Source organism: Bradyrhizobium sp. sGM-13 (assembly GCF_018398875.1).
GTDB lineage: Bacteria > Pseudomonadota > Alphaproteobacteria > Rhizobiales > Xanthobacteraceae > Bradyrhizobium.
In genome coordinates this window covers 122,144-140,292 of sequence record NZ_JAGWDK010000021.1, presented here as the reverse complement: position 1 = coordinate 140,292, position 18,149 = coordinate 122,144, and the positions used below count along the sequence as shown (strand labels likewise).

18 protein-coding genes and 1 pseudogene are annotated in these 18,149 nt (G+C 59.5%); 9 read left to right on the top strand and 10 right to left on the bottom strand.

What is annotated here, in order from left to right; translation table 11 throughout:
- Positions 1-557: pseudogene (locus KJQ96_RS27445) on the top strand (ISNCY family transposase); the annotation flags it as partial.
- Positions 558-765: 208 nt separating this feature from the next.
- Here the strand turns inward: KJQ96_RS27445 and KJQ96_RS27440 are convergent.
- Positions 766-1,782 carry a helix-turn-helix transcriptional regulator gene (locus KJQ96_RS27440; RefSeq protein WP_213289493.1) on the bottom strand — a complete coding sequence of 339 codons (1,017 nt, stop codon included), beginning with the start codon at positions 1,780-1,782 and terminating at the stop codon, positions 766-768.
- A gap of 234 nt (positions 1,783-2,016) precedes the next feature.
- On the opposite strand from KJQ96_RS27440, the gene KJQ96_RS27435 reads away from it, so the two are divergent.
- The 5 genes from KJQ96_RS27435 to KJQ96_RS27415 all read left to right on the top strand — a co-directional run bounded on the left by KJQ96_RS27435 (position 2,017) and on the right by KJQ96_RS27415 (position 6,581).
- A complete protein-coding gene (locus KJQ96_RS27435) occupies positions 2,017-2,367 on the top strand; it encodes a helix-turn-helix domain-containing protein (RefSeq protein WP_249734588.1) in 351 nt (116 codons plus the stop codon).
- A gap of 203 nt (positions 2,368-2,570) precedes the next feature.
- A complete protein-coding gene (locus KJQ96_RS27430; RefSeq protein WP_375293207.1) occupies positions 2,571-3,239 on the top strand; it encodes a hypothetical protein in 669 nt (222 codons plus the stop codon).
- A gap of 151 nt (positions 3,240-3,390) precedes the next feature.
- Complete coding sequence (locus KJQ96_RS27425) at positions 3,391-4,821, top strand: DUF1254 domain-containing protein (protein WP_213289490.1); 1,431 nt, start codon at positions 3,391-3,393, stop codon at positions 4,819-4,821.
- Between the two features lie 203 nt (positions 4,822-5,024).
- Positions 5,025-6,032, top strand: a complete 1,008-nt coding sequence (locus tag KJQ96_RS27420) for a transporter (protein ID WP_213289505.1) — start codon at positions 5,025-5,027, stop codon at positions 6,030-6,032.
- Between the two features lie 273 nt (positions 6,033-6,305).
- Positions 6,306-6,581 (top strand): hypothetical protein, encoded by a 276-nt coding sequence (locus KJQ96_RS27415; protein WP_213289489.1) that lies wholly within the window; start codon positions 6,306-6,308, stop codon positions 6,579-6,581.
- A 61-nt stretch (positions 6,582-6,642) separates the two neighbouring features.
- On the opposite strand, the gene KJQ96_RS27410 is transcribed toward KJQ96_RS27415, so the two are convergent.
- On the bottom strand, positions 6,643-6,867 hold the full coding sequence (locus tag KJQ96_RS27410) for a hypothetical protein (RefSeq protein ID WP_028349101.1): 225 nt from the start codon (positions 6,865-6,867) through the stop codon (positions 6,643-6,645).
- A 275-nt stretch (positions 6,868-7,142) separates the two neighbouring features.
- On the opposite strand from KJQ96_RS27410, the gene KJQ96_RS27405 reads away from it, so the two are divergent.
- Together KJQ96_RS27405 and KJQ96_RS27400 are read left to right on the top strand one after the other, a co-directional pair.
- A complete protein-coding gene (locus tag KJQ96_RS27405; protein ID WP_213289488.1) occupies positions 7,143-7,892 on the top strand; it encodes a hypothetical protein in 750 nt (249 codons plus the stop codon).
- A gap of 145 nt (positions 7,893-8,037) precedes the next feature.
- On the top strand, positions 8,038-8,970 hold the full coding sequence (locus KJQ96_RS27400) for a LysM peptidoglycan-binding domain-containing protein (protein ID WP_213289487.1): 933 nt from the start codon (positions 8,038-8,040) through the stop codon (positions 8,968-8,970).
- A gap of 13 nt (positions 8,971-8,983) precedes the next feature.
- Here the strand turns inward: KJQ96_RS27400 and KJQ96_RS27395 are convergent, their stop codons facing one another.
- The 4 genes from KJQ96_RS27395 to KJQ96_RS27380 all read right to left on the bottom strand — a co-directional run bounded on the left by KJQ96_RS27395 (position 8,984) and on the right by KJQ96_RS27380 (position 12,539).
- Complete coding sequence (locus tag KJQ96_RS27395) at positions 8,984-9,610, bottom strand: isoprenylcysteine carboxylmethyltransferase family protein (protein WP_213289486.1); 627 nt, start codon at positions 9,608-9,610, stop codon at positions 8,984-8,986.
- 13 nt (positions 9,611-9,623) lie between these two features.
- Positions 9,624-10,676: an NAD-dependent epimerase/dehydratase family protein gene (locus KJQ96_RS27390; RefSeq protein WP_213289485.1), complete on the bottom strand. Its 1,053-nt coding sequence runs from the start codon at positions 10,674-10,676 to the stop codon at positions 9,624-9,626.
- 33 nt (positions 10,677-10,709) lie between these two features.
- The gene (locus tag KJQ96_RS27385) at positions 10,710-11,222 is read right to left on the bottom strand and encodes a DUF962 domain-containing protein (RefSeq protein WP_213289484.1); all 513 of its coding nucleotides are present in this window, start codon (positions 11,220-11,222) and stop codon (positions 10,710-10,712) included.
- Between the two features lie 339 nt (positions 11,223-11,561).
- Positions 11,562-12,539 carry an AraC family transcriptional regulator gene (locus KJQ96_RS27380; protein ID WP_213289483.1) on the bottom strand — a complete coding sequence of 326 codons (978 nt, stop codon included), beginning with the start codon at positions 12,537-12,539 and terminating at the stop codon, positions 11,562-11,564.
- 152 nt (positions 12,540-12,691) lie between these two features.
- Here KJQ96_RS27380 and KJQ96_RS27375 point away from each other — a divergent pair, with 152 nt between their 5' ends.
- Complete coding sequence (locus tag KJQ96_RS27375) at positions 12,692-13,765, top strand: class I SAM-dependent methyltransferase (protein ID WP_213289482.1); 1,074 nt, start codon at positions 12,692-12,694, stop codon at positions 13,763-13,765.
- 246 nt (positions 13,766-14,011) lie between these two features.
- Here KJQ96_RS27375 and KJQ96_RS27370 read toward each other — a convergent pair whose 3' ends face one another.
- From KJQ96_RS27370 to KJQ96_RS27355, 4 genes are all read right to left on the bottom strand, one after another.
- Positions 14,012-15,160 (bottom strand): CapA family protein, encoded by a 1,149-nt coding sequence (locus KJQ96_RS27370; RefSeq protein ID WP_213289481.1) that lies wholly within the window; start codon positions 15,158-15,160, stop codon positions 14,012-14,014.
- Positions 15,161-15,171: 11 nt separating this feature from the next.
- Entirely contained in the window at positions 15,172-16,191 is a 1,020-nt protein-coding gene (locus tag KJQ96_RS27365) for an MBL fold metallo-hydrolase (protein WP_213289480.1), read from the bottom strand.
- A 229-nt stretch (positions 16,192-16,420) separates the two neighbouring features.
- A complete protein-coding gene (locus KJQ96_RS27360) occupies positions 16,421-17,392 on the bottom strand; it encodes a Bug family tripartite tricarboxylate transporter substrate binding protein (RefSeq protein WP_213289479.1) in 972 nt (323 codons plus the stop codon).
- Between the two features lie 12 nt (positions 17,393-17,404).
- Positions 17,405-18,100, bottom strand: coding sequence for an urease accessory protein (locus KJQ96_RS27355; RefSeq protein WP_213289478.1), 696 nt, complete (start codon positions 18,098-18,100; stop codon positions 17,405-17,407).
- Positions 18,101-18,149 lie beyond the last annotated feature (49 nt).

Genomic DNA, 18,149 nt, shown 5'->3' with positions numbered 1-18,149 from the left:
CCGACGAGAAGATTTATTCCATCTTCGAGCCCCATACCGACCTGATCAAACGCGGCAAGGTGCGCACGCCGATCGAGTTCGGCCACAAAGTCTTCCTCGCCGAAAGCGCGGAGGGCCTGATCACGCAATACGAGGTGCTGAAAGGCAATCCGCCCGACGAAGTTCATGTGGCATCTTCCCTCCAGCGCCACAGGCAGGCCTTTGGCCGTGCCCCGCAGCTGTATGGCTCGGATCGTGGCTTCTTCAGCGAGCAGAACCTTGCCTCGTGCAAGCACGCCGGCGTGAAGGTGGTGTGCATTCCTCAGCGTGGTGGCAAGAGGACGGGACGACGTGAGGCGTACGAAAAGAGCGTGGTCTTCAAGAATGGTCAACGCTTTCGCGCCGGCATCGAGGGACGCATCTCCGTGCTGTTCCGAGGCCGCGGCATGAAGCGCTGTCTCGCCGAGGGACGTGACCGCTTCGAACTGTGGGTCGGCGCCGCGGTGCTCGCCAACAATCTCATGAGGATTGCGGCAATGCTGATGGCAGGATCGTCGCGCAGGCGAAAAGCTGCTTGATAGACCCGTAGGCCTGCCCCGGTCACTCAAAGTGGCCACGGCTCAGCGCATCTCAAGCTGACAGCCGGCGCGCAATACCTGAAACCAACTCAAAAATCATCTGTCCCGAGCTTGCCGGTCCCGTTGCTCTCCTTCATTTTGTGCCCAATCCATCGGCATAACTTGGATCGGCGCCCCCAAATCCGGGCGTTTCGCGACAGAAACTAGTCTAGGGCGCGGACACGTCAGCGTGCCGCCATCTATCGCGAAACTCTCGCGGGGTGCATCCGGCGATCCGACGGAAAGCACGAGTAAAGTGGGCAGGGTCAGCGTAGCCCGATGAGAACGCTACGTCGATGATCTTATTCTCAGTATCGCTTAGGAGTTTTATCGCATTGTTGAAGCGGACCTGTTCGAGCAGGCCCGAATATGTAAGTCCCGCAAGCGAAAGTTTCCTCTGCAGACTCCTGACACTCAGTCCAATCATCTCAGCCGCCTGAATAATCGTAGGACCACCTTCATCAAGGTAGGAAGGCAGGCTCAACTTGAGGACGCTGACGACGTCCTTCCCGAACGGCTGGGGCTCGTTCTCAAGTGCATTCGACGGGGTGGCATCGGCGAGATTTGGAAAGCTCAAGAGCTGCAGCGGCACTTCGATCCATGAGGCCGTTTGACCTGACAAGAAGCGGGTGTTGGGCCAATACGACTGAACTTCAATGCTGGGTATATAGATTGCTTCAAACGCGATTACTGCAGGAGTCCAGTTCGCTCCAGCGAACTGACGGACGATGTGTATGACGAATATGTTCTGAAGCCATTGGGACATCTCAAGATGTGAAATGCCCTCCGTTCCAAGTAGCTTGCTACAGATTTTCAAGCTCTCGCCGCATGGCTCTAGCCATAGATGGAGATTTGTATCTTCGATCGGTGCCCACTTGCACGCCTGCTGAAGGGCAACCAGTAGAGTTGGCGAATGGCGGATTCTGGCGCGCAGAGCATCGCTCAGATGGTCGAAAGACAGCCGCTGAGACGCTCGAAAAGCAAGCTCTGATATTCCTTGCTTTCCCTGAGCAGCCGTCGCGAAGCGAACGGCCGGCATCAGCGGCACGTAGTGATCCGCTTTCTCTTCCAAGCACGTAGGAAGCTGAAACTTGGCCAGAAGCGCGGAAGTTGGTCCGCCTATCTCGGAGTGAATCTCTGCGAAAGGCATGAGGAATTGGCAACGAGTCAAAGGAATGACGGTCATTATTTATTTTACCCCCAGAACTTGGTCGCAATCGCAAGAATAGCAGGCCGCCAATTTCCTGCTTCGTCTTTGTCGTGCACGTTTGGGTGAGGCTGCCGACTGATTCCTTTTGACGAAAATTTTGGCAGCGGATGGCCAGATTAGTCCGCGAAGCGGCTCTAGCTTTACAGAATCGGCTGTTTTCCTGGAGGGAGCACAGGCTTCACGCCTCACCAACCGATGAGAGCTGTCCGTTTGCCTTCACTTCAAGCGGTCCGAGCGGCGATTGTCGCGTCGCTGCGACATGGTGACGCAACCCTCGATAGTACGGCTCGCGAACTCAAGATCAGCGTGCGTACCTTGCAGCGCCATCTCGGTCGAATGGGCACAAGTCACAGCGAAATGCTCGCAGAGGTTCGCCTGGACATGGCTTGCCGTTTGCTCGTGAATTCAAGCCAGCGTCTGTCGGATATCGCTAAATTCCTCGGTTATACCAATGCCAGCAGCTTCAGCCGCACTTTCGTGCGTTTGATGAAAGTTCAACCCGTTGTTTACAGACGGCAGCAACTTTCTCGCAAGCATCGGCAGACGCCATCACACCGTTGAACTATTTCCGAAGGATTGGCGCGAAATGGCAAGACGCGCGATCTGAATGGCGCAAAATGTTTAGCGAAGCCGCTTGCTGAAACTAATTGCCGAGGCTTCCAAGGAGCCACTGTTTGTCGACGAAGCGCGCAACGTGCGCGGGCCCATTTGGGAAAGCCAGCGGGTCCGCCGAATAAGAAACCATCCGCTTTGGGAGAATCTCCATGATACTTCGTGCTGCTCTGATCGCAGTTTGCGCCTCCGGATTGGTAGCCTTCCCCCAAGACCTTTTTGCTCAATCGGCATCCGAGCATAAGCCGCACATGCCGCTTGAGAAATCCATAGGTCAGGCAAAGCCGGAAGTCGTCCCCTCCCTCTTCGTCCTCAATTCGCGCGGCGCGAGCTTGAAAGACGGAAAGCTTGTGCTGACGGGAATTTCGCCGAATGCGATCGTGTTTGCCGACCGGCCTGTTCGGGCGGCCGGTCACGATCTCACAGCGCGAATTGTCGAGGATTGGGGCAACGGCAGCGACAATTTTGCGAAGGATCCTCCAAACGCAACAGTTTCCGGGTTCAAGAAAGACGGATCATCGGTGGCCGACGCAGTTGTAGTGCTCAAATCGCCCAAGCTTGAAGGCGACAAGCTGACTTTCGATGTCGATGTGCTCGAAGGCGACCTTGCGGGATCTGATGGACCGGCATCAGTCTTTATCGACATCATTGGCCGTCCGTTCACCCCGCTATCGTTTGCCGGTGTCGCCCGTCGAACGGCCTGGCGCGGTGCTTTCTATCGTGGTGCTGCCGTTGCTGGAGCGGCTGCCGTGGCGGGAGCTGCGGCATATCCATACTACGCGCCACGGTGCGGATACTATCCTTATCCGCCTTGCTATTGAGCCGTAAATGCTCGCGGCATCGCAGCCGTTGCAGCACAGCGCAGTTCTTCCCGGACCCCCCGTCATGAGGAAATCGCCGACGCCTTATCAAAGGGGACTCAAATCTGAAATCGCTACCCTTCATTGAGTTTGTTTCAGGAAAGGAAATACGATGAACATCACCCGTCGATCCCTCGCATTTGGTGGAATGGGACTGCTGGCAGGTGCGGCCGCAGCACGATCAGCCTTTGCCCAGGATTCTTTTTTTGGAGTGGGTCAGGGCCTGGAGGATTTCTGGCTCGCTAGCGACGCCTACATATTTGGTTATCCGTTGGTGACGATGGAGATGACCCGCCGGATCATCACCAACGTCGCCGAACCCGTTGGCACGCGAGGGCCGATGGGCCACATCATCAAGCTGCGCCAATATCCGGACGCCTCGTTCAGGGATGTCACGGCGCCGAACGCGGACACTCTCTACACGACGTCCTTTTTCGATGTCGGGAAAGAGCCGTGGGTCCTCAGCATCCCGGACATGAAGGGGCGTTATTTCTTGATGCCAATGCTGGATGGCTGGACGACGGTGTTCCAGGTCCCAGGCAAGCGCACAACTGGCACCGGCGCACAGACCTACGCAATCACCGGACCCGGTTGGAAAGGCAAACTGCCGGATGGCGTAAAGGAGTACAAATCGGCCACCAACATCGTCTGGCTGCTCGGTCGCATTTACTGCACCGGCACGCCGGAGGATTATGCAGCCGTGCACAAGCTGCAGGACGAGTGCAAGCTCGTTCCACTCAGTTCCTACGGCAAGCCGTACATGCCGCCCGCAGGCAAAGTTGATCCATCGATCGACATGAAGACGGCTGTTCGCGAGCAGGTGAACCGCATGGACGCGGCGTCGTATTTCAAGCTGCTGTGTGAGCTCATGAAGACTAATCCGCCATACGCTGCCGACGCGTCCCAGCTTGCCAGATTCGCCCGCATCGGCATCGTTCCCGGCCAGGATTTTGACGAAAGCAAGCTTAAGGCGGACTTCCTGAAGCGCGTGCCGGAACTATCGTTCGACAGGATCATGCTCCAGTTCAAGATCAACAAAGCGATCAAGGACGAGAATGGCTTCGCCTTCACGACGAAGACCGGCATCTATGGCACCGACTATCTGATGCGGGCCCTCGTAACCGCCATCGGCCTCGGCGCCAACCGGCCGCAGGATGCGGTTTATCCGACCTCGCAAAAGGACGCGGATGGCCACAAGTACAATGGCGCAAACAAGTACGTCATGCGCTTTCCCAAGGGCCACCTGCCTCCCGTGGAGGGATTTTGGTCGCTCACGATGTACGACAGCGGCTACTTTTTTGTGAACAATCCGATCAACCGCTACTCGGTCAGCGCGCGTGAAGATTTGAAGGAAAACCCGGACGGCTCGGTCGATCTCTACATTCAGAAGGACTCCCCGGGGAAGGACAAGGAGGCAAACTGGCTTCCCGCGCCTGCAGGAGATTTCATCCTCATGCTACGCATGTATTGGCCGCAGGAAACGGACCCGTCGATCATCAACGGCACATGGACCGTTCCTGCCGCGAGGAAAGTCGGCGCCTGAGAATTTAAGTCTCATGCCGGCCCTCGCGCCGGGCCGGCATGAATCTTGGGGCTGCGTTGCCCATCCGGTCACGAGATGCACATAAACAGCGGGGGGATGTCATGCGGCTTGCCCATGTCCGGAGAGAGGGACAACCCAATCGGCGAGATACAATAAGACCTGGAATTCGTTCGCCGTTCAGAATCTCGGTCGCCGCCACAGCGATGGTGATGACGTCACTCTCGTCTGCGACCCTCTTCGCCGACGAAGGCGGAGTTTCATATTGGCTTCCCGGCCGCTTCGGCAGCCTTGCTGCGACCCCTCAGGTGCCCGGCTGGTCGATGGCAGAGGTCTATTATCACACCAGGGTAAGTGCGTTCGGCAGCGCAGCGGCCGCCAGGGAAATCCACGTCGGCAGAATCCCCGCCACGGTGAACGTCGACCTGAACCTGCGTTTGAATGCGCAGGCGGATCTCGTGCTGCTCAATCCCACTTACACATTCGCAACGCCGGTGCTCGGCGGACAACTTGCCATCGGCGTAACCGGGCTGTTCGGGCGTTCGAGTGCGAATCTTGACGGAACTCTGACGGCGGCGATCGGCCCCCTGGCGATAACGCGCACGGGCAGTTTCGGCGATTCGATCACCTCGGTCGGCGACCTCTACCCGCAGGCCACGCTCAAGTGGAACGCCGGCGTGCACAATTTCATGACCTATGTGACGGGAGATATTCCAACAGGAGCTTACGATCCGAGGCGCCTAGCTAATCTCGGCATCGGTCACGCTGCCATCGACGCCGGCGGCGGCTACACCTACTTCAATCCGCAGGCGGGTCATGAATTTTCTGCGGTCGCCGGGTTCACCTACAATTTCAAGAACAATGATACGCAGTACCAGAACGGTATCGACTTCCATCTCGATTGGGGAGCCTCCCAGTTTCTATCCAAGCAGCTTTTCGTTGGCCTAGTGGGTTATGCTTATCAGCAGGTCACGGACGATTTCGGCGCGCATCCCATCCTGGGAGGCTTCCGGTCCCGAGTATTCAGCGTCGGTCCTCAGATCGGCTTTCTGTTTCCCGTCGGCGAGCTGCAGGGCTTTCTGAGCCTGAAAGGATACGGTGAGTTTGCCGCGGAGAATCGTCCGGCCGGCTGGAATACGTGGCTGACGTTTTCGATCTCGCCGATGGCGCCCACCACCACTGTGATGCCAGCCCGACGCGTAGCGACGAAATAGCAGGGAAGCGATCGACCGCGGTGCCGATTCTGCCTGCGCCGATATCGTGGCGCGGCTGCAGTCGGAGCTGTTCGACTGGGCCCTGCAGCCCAAGATGCACGTCACGCGATGCCAAACGCAAAGATAGCCACCTATGCCAACCAGCAACTGCAGATACACGACGGGGTGCTGATCTGGCTCGGCATCAAGTGAGCGTGAGGCGTGAGACAGTTCACAGTCGAGAACCGCGAGTTGATCTAAGGCCGTCGCAAACCCGGCTTCGGGAGACGAGCCATGCCATTATTCAACAGCCAAATCGATTGGCAGGGAATGGGCACCATAGTGGTGGTCGGGCTTTTCACCCTGTTCGCCCTTACGTTCGCCGTTGTTAGTTACGTGGAATCGCCATCGAATGCCGACCTGGCCGAGTTTACGAGCACGACCGAGCCATCGGCATCTGATCCGAACCATTCCAACGAATCTACAGCGCAGAACCCGTCCGCCAAGGACCGAACGAACTGCCCCCTCGGTAAGAAATCGCTACCAACTCAACTACTGCCCTTGCAGTAGTCTACAGTTCAGACCAATTCGACCTCGTGCGCTTACGACGCATCGTGCGCGACGGACGATTTCATCCACGGCCGATAAGGTCGACCGGAGTACGGTAGAGCTCGTTACAGTCTCCATCGGTGACACGCACAGCACATCCGGTGGAACGCAGCTCGGGGCGAACGATGCAAAGCTCGCTCGCGAGGCTTTCGGCCTTATCGATCGCGTTTTCTGTGTTTTCGAGATACATGCCGCCCTGGTTTTTGAACTCCGCGCCGATGACGAGATCAAAGTTGAAGTATGGCATCAGTGCCCCCTGCCAAATTCAAGCTGCACGGAATCTAACTGAGTCTGGTGGGTTCCCTCATTTCAATTTCTGCTTTTGACATCTGATTGTAGTCATCTGTTGCGCTTTGGTACCGGGCGGCTAGCGCAAACCATTGAGGGGTCGGAAATCAGTGTTGCGGCGGAGACACGTCGGGTCGGTAAATTGCAGTGCTCACGCCACATTTATTGCAGTTCCGAGCGCGCGGGCGCTACGGTCGCGCCGGCGAAACACTCCGCAGCCCTTCGAGGAGCGCAATGAAGCCATATCGCGGCGATATCGGAACTGTCGGCTGGTTATCCTTTCTCAGTCTGGCATCGTTGCGTCGACTGCATGCGATAGCTATCGCGGTCTTGTTGCTCCTGGCGATCGGCGCAAGCCCGGCACAGGCAAGGAGTTCCGCGCCGGCAGCCTCGACTGCTCATGTCTATCTGCTCCGCGGCGTGCTCAATATCTTTTCCCTGGGGCTCGATGACATTGCGGTAAAGCTGCGGGCGCAGGGCATCCCGGTCACTGTCGCGAACTTTGCCTCCTGGTCGTCACTCGCCGACGAAGCCGCCGCCGGATACAAGAGTGGCAGGATCAAGACGATCATTCTGGTCGGGCATTCCTCGGGCGCGACCGCGCTTCCCGACATGGTCGCCAAGCTGGATCAGCTTGGCGCTCCCGTTAAGCTCGCCATCGGCCTGGATTCGGTGTTTCGCACCAGCCTCTCGGGACGCGTGGGACGCTATATAAACTTCTACATCGCCAACGGCGCCGGCACGCCGGTTCAGAAAACCGGACAATTCCAGGGCAAGCTCGAGAATGTGAACGTGCAGAACGTGCCTGGCGTCGGGCACATGTCCATCGAAAAGAACCTGATCATGCAGCAGAAGGTGATAAGCGAGATCGACGCTGTCGTCTTCGGCCGATCCGTACCAGCTTCGGGGGCCCAGAGGCCGCGGCAACCTGGAGAAGCAAGCGCGGCGAGGTCCGGCACGGCAAGCGCCGCGGCGGTACGTTAGTAGTTCGAACGCCGCCGCCGCAGCGACGGGCGCCGCAAATTCTGCCAATTCCTCGACGATAGATCACCCGCAGAGCGCCGGGTGGTATGGCCCGCCGGCATTCAAGGTTCGGCACTTCTACGCCTAAATCGCGAGCGGAATGTACATGAAAAGTCCGACGCTGGTTGCAGCCGTGGTAATCCGTGCAGCCCTTTCCGTCAGCATCTTGTCGGCCGTTTGCAATCTGGCGGTCGCCGATCCGGTCGCGCGCACGACCAATGCTGTCGCAACCGTCGCTCCCGACACGCCACCAGCCGCGGCCCCGCCGCAGGCGCGCGTCTACCTGTTCCGCGGCGCGCTCGGCCCGATCTTTTCGCGCGGGATGGACCGCCTGACCAATCGTCTCCAGGAAGCCGGTATCCGGGCTGACGTCTACGAATTCACGATCTGCCGGCTGATTGCGGATCAGGCGATCCGCGATTTCCGGAACGATCCTGCGCCGATTGTGCTGATCGGTCATTCGATGGGCGGACTGTGCGCCTTGACGTTCGCCGGGATACTGAAGTCCGAAAACATACAGGTAAGCCTGGTGGTCACCATTGATCCGGCGCAGGCAAGCCCGAAAGTGCCGCTGAACGTCGAGCGTTTCATCAACATTTTCCTGTCCGACAGCATACTGGGCGGCGGTGATGTGGTGGCGGAGCAAGGTTACCAGGGTCACTACGCGAGCTTCGATTTGAAGCAGCACGGGGAAGTCACCCACATCAACATCGACAAGATGGATTCCATCCACGAGCAAGTGGTGACAGCAATTGCGCAACTTGCGACGACGCCAGCCAAGGGAGAGGCGGTACCGCTGCGCTACGTCGTTCCTCCTGATGCCCCGCTGGAGCTGTGGGACAGCGGCACGCAACAACTCGCCCGTTCGGGCGATACCTTGCAGAAGCTAGCGGCACTGAACCATGTACCGCTGTGGTCACTTACCCAGGCCAATCAGCATTCCGACAGTGCACCGCTGTCAGTTGGCCAACGCGTCCTGGTTCCGCGCCGTCTTGCTCCACCTGTCGCGACACCAGCGGCGTCGCGACGGAAACGGTAGGTGCAGAGCGACGTCAGGTGCGCGGCAGGAACGGAATCAGCATCGGAACGCGACGGCAATACGATCCATAGGCATCCGCACCTAGTTCCGCCGTGAGGAAGCCCTCCTCCATGCGGGCCTTCAACCCCATCCCGAGCGAGATCAGCGCCGCCCCCAGCATCGCGGAAACTGTCCCGACCGCTGTACCCGTCACCAGCATCCCGGCGATAAGCCCGGTATAGATCGGGTGGCGCACCAACCCATAGGGGCCGGTATCGATGACCTGATGGCCTTCCTTGTGCGTGATCGCGTTCGACCAGAAGCGTCCGAGATGAATTCTCCCCCACCATGTGAATGAGATCCCCGCAAGGACAAGGCACGCCAGCACGTAGATGCCAAGGCTACCAAACTGCCAGAGCGGTTTTTCGCCCAGGACCTTGCCGGTCAATGGCAAGAAAAGAATGGCCCCTACGAGAATCGGGAAACGGTATTTGAGCGAGTCCCAGGTCATCACGTGTTTCTTCGTTTGACCGGACCAGAACGACGCCAAAACCCAGCTCATGACCCACAAAATCCAGATGATGGCGAGCAACTGTGTGGGCCAGGTAGTGGTCCAGCCACTCAAAGCGAAAGCCAACCATTGACCAGGATCGTTCAGCATAGCGCGGACCACCTTAAGCGATTGGATCGACCGCCGAACAGGCGCTCGACGTGAAACGAGTGCTCGGCATTGAGTCCCATTCAGGTTGGTTGTGGCGGGCATCAAGCAGATGCGCAATGGTTTCACGCAAAACGGGTTCGACGGGACCCGGCGCATAGCCCAGCTCCCGCTGCGCTTTTTCGATCGACAACGCCCCCGCCCGCAATGCGATACGAACGCCTTCGGCCGTACCGGACGGAGGCCGGCGCGTCACGTGATCGGCGATGAACTCCAGCGTTGCTGTCACCATTTCGGCGACCTTGCCGTTCACTTGAATGCACCTGATGCGACGGCCGCTGATATCAGACATGAGTTCGAGAACCCGTCTTAGCGGCATGCTTTCGCCACCGAGCACGTAGCGATGTCCAGCCTGTCCGCGCTCCATGGCAAAGATCAGCCCTTCGGCGGCGTCGCGCACATCGACCAGGTTCACGACGAAATCTAGATGCAATTGGAGACGTCGGTTGAGAAAATACCGGAGCATCGCCGTCGGCGGGGTAACGTTATGGTCATAAGGCCCGACGGGCATGGTGGGACAGCCGATAACTACCGGGTATCCGGATGCGGCCGCCTGCATGGCGAACCGGTCGGCGAGCATTTTCGAGCGCGTATATGGACCCGGCATGTCGTCCGGCAGAAGCGCATCGTCGGCGACAGGAACCGCCGATGGCGAGGCACGGAACAGAATGGATTCCGTCGAGCAGTGCAGGAAGCGCTTTATGCCGCGCTTGCGCGCCGTCTCAATGACGATCTCGGTGCCGCCGAAGTTGACAGTGTGAAAATCGGCCTTCCGCGGCAGCCACATCCCTGGCAAGCCGGCCAGGTGGTAGACCTCGTCGACCCCGTCCATCGCGCGGTCAACTAGGTCCCGATCAAGCACCGATCCGCTGACATACTGAACCTGCGGCAACGCGCGAGGGGGTGGCTGAAGATCGAGCACTCTCACCTGCCGACCTCGCGCTATCAGCGCCGAGACGAGGTGCTTTCCGATGAATCCGCTGCCGCCCGTGACCAGTATGTGCGTCATGCTGCCGATGAACTCAAGCTGAGCTATTTGAGATCAAGATGCAGCGCTTTGCGGATGCACTTGGATGATGATGGCGAGATCGCGCCGAAAGCCCAGCGCGATAAACAGTTTTGCCATGACAAACATTGGGCCCAGCAACAGGTGAGTCGGATTGTCGACCAGCGCCGGCTGCCGCCGCTCGAACACGCGGTGCCCAATAATCTGCGATGCGACGCCGACGACAATCAAGATGGCCGTAAGTGACCACATGCCGGCAGCCGTCGCATGACTAACGATCACGGCAGCAACTGAGAGCAACACAACCGCGGCTCCGAGGATTCCGGCGCCAAGCACGAAATCGAGCAGAAACCAATAGACGAGCACCGGTACGACAGCGATGGTTGCGGCGCTGGTTTGGAACCCGAACACGGTGATGGACCACAGGCTGAGCGGAAGGATAGCGGCCAGGAACAGGAACACGATGCCGAACACATGCATTGCGCAATTCCAGGGGTCGCGATGATACTCGACGTAATCTGCAAGCTGCCGCCGAAAATACGAACTCATGCGGTGCTTATCCCCCTGCTTTCGGCAGACGCGGCCCGACGGGTCAATCAAAAACCCGGTCGCACCCGCTTCGATGCCCCAACTACCGTCAGAGACAGAATGCTAGTTAAACTAGTAAATCATCATCAAGTCAAAACGCGGACGCGGCACGTTTGACACTCCCTCGAGCCCGCTGCCAATGTTGACAAATCATGCAGTAATTCAGACGATTAGCATCGTATAGGGTCTCGGGAACCGCCGCGCGCGTAGCGATAATTTTCCGGCAAGTGTTGCCGTTCGGCCAACCTGTCACAATCGTTTCGTGAACCCTTTACCCCACGACGCTAAGCGCCATCGCGCCTACTCCGGCGACACCTGCGTCTGCCGCCAGGCGGCCGGCGGCGTCCCCACCGTTCTGCGAAACGCACGGTTGAAGGCCGCTTCGGAATCGTAGCCAACCGCCTCGGCTACGCGGGCGATCGGATCGCTTCCAGATGCCAGCAGACCGGCAGCGAGTTGCATGCGCCAGCGCGTCAGATACTGCATCGGCGGTTGCCCGATCAGATGAGTGAACCGCTGCGCGAACGTCGATCGCGACAACCCCACGGCCTTCGCGAGATCATCCAATGTCCAATCCGCCGCTGGCTCGCCATGCAGGAGATTCAGCGCTTGACCGACGTGTCGATCGGCCAAGCCGGCGAACCAGCCGGTCTGTTCGGGGCCAAGCGCTTCGATATGGCACCTGATCGCCTCGACAAAGAGCAGTTCACCCAGCCGGGCCAGCACGCCCTCCCCGCCGGTGCGGCGCCCCTCCGATTCAACCCGTGCGGCATTGATCAGGTAACCAAGTCCCGAATTCTCCCGATATGAACTTCCCTGCAGATGCAGGACCGGAGGCAGCGCCTCCACCAGCGGATTGAAGGGACGCGTGTCGCAGCCGAGAAATCCGCACAGGATGCGCGCATCGGCGGGTCCGTTGTCACCAAGGCGCATCATGAGCGGAAGCGGACCAGCCCTTGCCTGACCATAGATGTTCAAATCAGGCATCGACCGCATGCCCGGAGCGCTGGAAAGCACATGTGCTGAGCCCTGCGGAAAAGCGATGATATCGCCGGTCTCGAGCCGCACGGATGGCGCATCGATCAACCCGCCCCAGCAGCGACCATCGACCACCACGTGGTACTCGATGACGTGCTGCGCCCCAGGCAAGACGGCTGAAGCGCAGGCAGCCGATGCCGGCGCCTCGGCCACCCATGGTGCGCGGACGTCAAGATGGAAGAACATCGCGCTACTGAGTCGTACCGCGCGCAACACATCGGACAGGGCATCCGCCCCCATAGTCGCAGCTCCAATCGGACGCTCGGTCACGCTTCTCGGACGAACTGCAAAAAATAGAAAGAATTCAGACGCCTAGTCAAGCCATCCGGCAGTCTGGTCATTTGCCGCAGCCCCGCGAGGACCTATGTCCCATCGCGCCAAAGGAGGCAGCCATGAACATTTTGGTCAGAGAATTAAACGAGCAGAAGTTGGACGTATTTGTTACGCGGATATTGGGCGATCTCGGCGCCGCCATGATTGCACCGCTGGTGCGCATTGGTGACGAACTCGGACTGTACAGCGCGCTCGCCACGTCGGGACCGGTGACGCCGGAAGAACTGGCGCGCCGGACCGGAACAGTCGAGCGCCTTGTGCGCGAATGGCTCAGCGCCCACGCCGCCGCCGGCTATCTGGATTATGACGCTACGACCAAGCGCTTCTCCATGAATCCCGAGCAGGCCATGGTGTTCGGCAATCCTGACAGCCCGGTCTACATGCTGGGCTCGTTCGAGGTTTGCCAGGCGGTGATGGTTGACCAGCCCAAGGTGAGCAAGGCTTTCCGCAACGGCGGCGGCTCCGGCTATCACGAGCGATGCAATTGCCTGTTCAGCGGAATGTCACGCTTTTTCGGCGTGAGCTACAAGGCCCATCTGGTGCAGGAATGGCTTCCCGCATTGGACGGCGTGGTCGAAAAGCTCGGCCGCGGCGCGCGGGTCGCCGATATCGGCTGCGGCCATGGCATCTCGACCATCCTGATGGCGAAAGCATTCGAACGGTCCAGATTTTTCGGGATCGACAACCACGAAGGTTCAATCGCCTGCGCCCGCGACAACGCGAAACGCGACGGCGTAGCAGCCAGGACGGAATTTGACGTCGCCACGGCCAAGAATTTTGTCGGCGGCAATTTCGACCTGATCTGTTGCTTCGACGCGCTGCACGACCTTGGTGATCCCGTCGGCGCGGCGAGCCGCATTCTGCAGGCTCTCGCCCCTGACGGCACGTTCATGGCCGTGGAGCCGCTTGCAGGAGACCGGCTGGAGGACAACATCAATCCGGTCGGCCGCCTCTATTATGCCGGCTCCACCATGATCTGCACGCCGGTTTCCCTGGCGCAGGAGGTAGGGCTCGCCCTCGGTGGGCAGGCAGGACCAAAGCGGTTGGAAGCGGTTCTGCGCGAAGCCGGTTTTAGCCGTGTCCGGATCGCGGCCGAGACACCGTTCAACATCGTGCTCGAAGCGCGGCGATAAGACTGACCGCGCTGTCGTCTCTTACGCCACCGGGAGCACCTGCTCTCCGGTGGCAAAGGTGCCTAACATGACGCAGACGTTACAAGCAAAACAAGGCAATCGAGGACTTGGCCAGGCCGGCTGGATCCTCGATCATTGGATCGCCTCTTTCCTCGCAGCGGTAGAGCGCGCTGTCCGTCATCAACGCACGAGGCATCGGGTGTTCGCAGATGGTCCGCGTCGCGCCGAAAGCAGGCGTGACCAGGGTTAGGTCCCTGCCCGAGGCCCGACAACGACAAGCTGCCGTTCGGAATCAGGAATGACCCTTGTTCCGAACTGCTGACATCTCCTGTCCAGTGTCTGCTGGATCCATTCGATGTCCTGCCGCGCTGGAATGGAGAGACGAAAGTTCTTGATCTGCAGGGGAACCAGCTTGAGCGCATGGAGGCTTCCGCTGGTCGGATCCAGGTCGGCGAAATACATCAAGGCAAGGTCGTCACGGTAGCGCTCGTAACCACTGATGCCTTCATAGTCGTTCAGGAAATCACCGCAGCCATAGAGAATGAGGCGGTCTCGATAAATTTCGATCGCTCGCGGATGATGCGAGGAATGTCCGTGAACGATCGACACACCTGCCTTGTCGATGAGGGCCCGGGCCAGAATTCTCTGCTCTTGGGGAATGTGATATCCCCAATTGGATCCCCAATGGATCGAAACGACGACGAGATCGGCCGGCCTCCTGTGCGCCATGACCTGGTCGGCGACCTCTGACACACTCGCCTCGGAGAGGTGAGGCAGCAAGTTGACGCCCGGAGTGTCTGCCGTCGCAGCCCATTCGAGCGGGATGCCGCTCGATGTCGATCCAAACGAAAAGATCAAGACCCGCGCTTTGCCAAGGTTCAGCACCGCGGGTGCGCGCGCTTCATGATCGTTGCGCCCCGCGCCCGTTGTCTTGACGTTGAGTTTTTGTAGAGTAGTCAGCGTCTCCAGCAAGCCGGCGCGGCCCCAATCGAGCACATGATTGTTGGCCAATACGCAGCAGTTGATCTCGGCCGCCGCGAGGCATTCTGCATTCTCCGGGCTCATGCGGTAGTTGATGCCCTTGTTCATGCGGTCGTTGTTGCGGGTCACTGCCGTTTCGAGATTGATGATCCGCGCGTCCGGCTGCATGCGCGCCAACTGGTCCAGCGCAGCGCCCCAAACGTAGGACGGCCCGTTGCGCCGCGGAATGGGTCCGTTCACCTGCTCGGCGAGCAGCACGTACTCCTCCGCCGATCGCACGTAATGTTCGTAAATCTCGGGGCTGCAGGGGTGCGCCAACACCTGGTCGATGCCGCGGCCGCACATGACATCTCCGCACAGAAAGAGCCGTACCAATTTCCGATGCCCAGCCGGCAAACGTCTTTCCTCGAGCATGAAAATACCGCTCAGGTTTTTGCGTCAGATGTGGCCCCCCTGAACGCCGTCATCACCTCGGCCAGCATCCGCTCCTCCTCTCCCGCATAGCGCGGAGAGAAGTGAAACGGCTCGACACGGCGCACATTGGCTTCCCGCGCAATTTCTCCGGCAGCCGTCGTTGTAAGATGGCCCCGCTCCCTCGCCAATGCGGCATCCATCCTCGCGAATGCCGCCTCGATGAAGAGGATGTCCGCATTCTGAACGAGCGCCACGATGGCGGCGCGATTGGCCGGCGTATCGACAACATCGGTAACATAGGCAATTTTCTGGCCGGCAGTGACCGTCAGGAGGTCACGCAGGCTGCCGAGCGGCTCGAGGCGATCGTGTGAAGCCGCCGCCCCATCGATCCGTATCAAATGATCGTCCGGCCGGCCTTCCACAACCGCCTGCTTGAGCCACTGCAACCACGGACCGACCGGAAGCCCGCGCTCGGATAGTCGATTCTTCCAAATGTTGACATGGGCAGCTTCCTGCAGGGCAAAGCCGAGGCAGGGCGTGCCGTGCTCAAGGATGGCGGCTGAAACCCGGCGGGTCCGCTCGTCAGATAGGACGCCGTCAAGAATTGTCTTCGACACCGGCGGTTCCGCGGCAAAGGCGTTCTTCAGCCGGAACTGCCTGGTCGCGATGGAGTTCGGCGTCTCAAATTCGCTGACAACGAAGATCAGATCGGCACCGTAGTTCTCGACCAGATTCCATCGATAGGCCTGAAGCTTGTGGAAGACGCGCTCGGCAAAACCGGCCGGGCCGTAAAGGTGTACAGTTTTCTCCAATCCTACGTGCAAACGGAGCAGATGATCGAAGCCAACGAAATGATCGATATGCGCATGCGAGACAAAGATCTGATCGACGCGTCGTATCTTCCGCGGTGACAGTAAAGCGATTTCACCGAGATCGAACAGCACGCTGTGCGTTTTGAACAGCGTCTCCACATAGACCGTCGGATCGCCGTAGCGACCGTTGACCAGGCTCGGATGGAAGATCGGTCGCATGACAAACTATGCAGCAGGTTTTTCATGCGGCTTGCGCGTCACTCTACCTTCATTGGCCAAGGAACCCTCCTTTGTGTGCCAGCTTGATTTTGGTCAATGCTCCATGAGCTTCCAGATCTAAGCAGACTTTTGGCCTTCGCACCGGCTGCTGGGACGACTACTAAGACATCGACAAGTGAAAAATGGCCCCTCAAGGAGCCATTTTTGTCGGTGCGAGGGGGTGCCCGCGCTAGTTCGTGATCTTATAGCCCGTGGCCTTCACGATCGGCTGCCAGAACGCGCGGTCAGCCGCGAGTCTTTGCGTCAACTGCTCCGGCGTGGAGCCGACCGGAATCAACATGACCGCGAGCAGCTTTTCCTTCACCTCGGATTTCGCCAGCACCTCGGCAACGGCGGTGCTCAGCTTCTTCGCGAACTCCGGCGAGCTGCCGGCCGGCAGCCACATACCGTACCAGCCATCCGCCACCAGATTGACGCCGCTCTCTTTCAGAGTCGGGATGTCTGGCAAGAACGAAGAGCGGGTCTCGCTGGCGACGGCGACAATCCGCAAACCGCCAGCACGGTGTTGTGTGATCGTGTCGGAAACCGTCGTGATGCCAAACGGGATGTGACCCGCAATCAGATCGTTCACCATCAGCGCCGATCCGCGATACGGGACCTTGGTCATCGACAGGCCCAGCGCCTGTTCGAGCTGCCATCCGGTGAAATGCGGGATGTTGCCGCTGCCGGGCGTGCCATACGTCGCCTTGGAAGGATTCGCCTTCAGCCAGGCTGCCAATTCCTTGAAGTCTTTGACTCCGGCAGCAGGGCTCGCGACGACGGCGAATTCGAAGCGGGTAAGCTGCGAGACCGGCACAAAATCCTTGGCAGAGTCGAAGCTCGGCTCGTTCTCCACCATGGGCAGCAGATACATGGTCGGGCCCGTCGTCATCAGGATCGTGGCGCCGTCGGGGCTCGCGCCCTTCACCGCCCGAATGCCGATCAGTCCGTCACCGCCGGTGCGGTTCTCCACGATGAAATTGCGGTCGAGCAGCGTGGGCAGATACTGCGCCAGTTGGCGGCACAGCAGGTCGCCGCTGCCGCCGGCCGCAAAGGGGAAGATAATTTTGGTCAGCGGGCCCGATTGCGCAAACGCCTGACCATCCATCATCGCCGCCAGCGAGCATGCGGCGCTTCCGGCCAGAAAATTGCGGCGATCCATTCTTATTCCTCCTTAGGCAAAAGCGGTTTCGTAGATCGTTATCAGCCCGATCGCGATGGTGACCAGCCCCACCGCCCCTTGCAAGCCGCGATTGGCCCAGGTGAGCCAGCGGGCGGAGACCGCGAGCGGCACCGCGATCGCCGTCGACAGCGCGCCCATGCCGATCATCGAGCCGACGCCGAACAATGCGATATAGCCGAGCCCGACGGCAGGGCTGGAGGCCTGCGTGACCGCGAGCACCAGAAGTGCGGCCGAGCCCGCCATGCCGTGCATCAGGCCGACCAGCAGGGTCCGCCAGCGGAAACCATGTTCGTGGATGTGAGCAGCGCGGGGGTGCGGCGCGGTTTCGCGGGCATGGCTATGGGCGTGGAAATGCACCGTGCCGTCGCCATGACCGTGTTGATGAAAATGCACCCGGTCGCGCCACAGCCGCCACAGCACATGCGCCCCGAGGCCGACCAGCATCAGGCCGACGGCGGTTTCGAGCGGCTGGGCAATGCTGTCCGGGATCGCGCGGCCGAGCAGAATGGCGACGCCGGCAAACACGAACAAGGTAAGCGTATGGCCGAGCCCCCAGGTCAGCCCGTGCTTGACGATATCGGCCACATGGCTGCGGCGCGCGGCGATGCTGGAGACGGCGGCGATATGATCGGCTTCAAGAGCATGCTGCATGCCCAGCAAAAATCCCAGCCCCAGAATTCCGAACATACGCCCCCTGCTCGCTTGCCTGTTTGATAAAATACCACTTCGAAGCCTT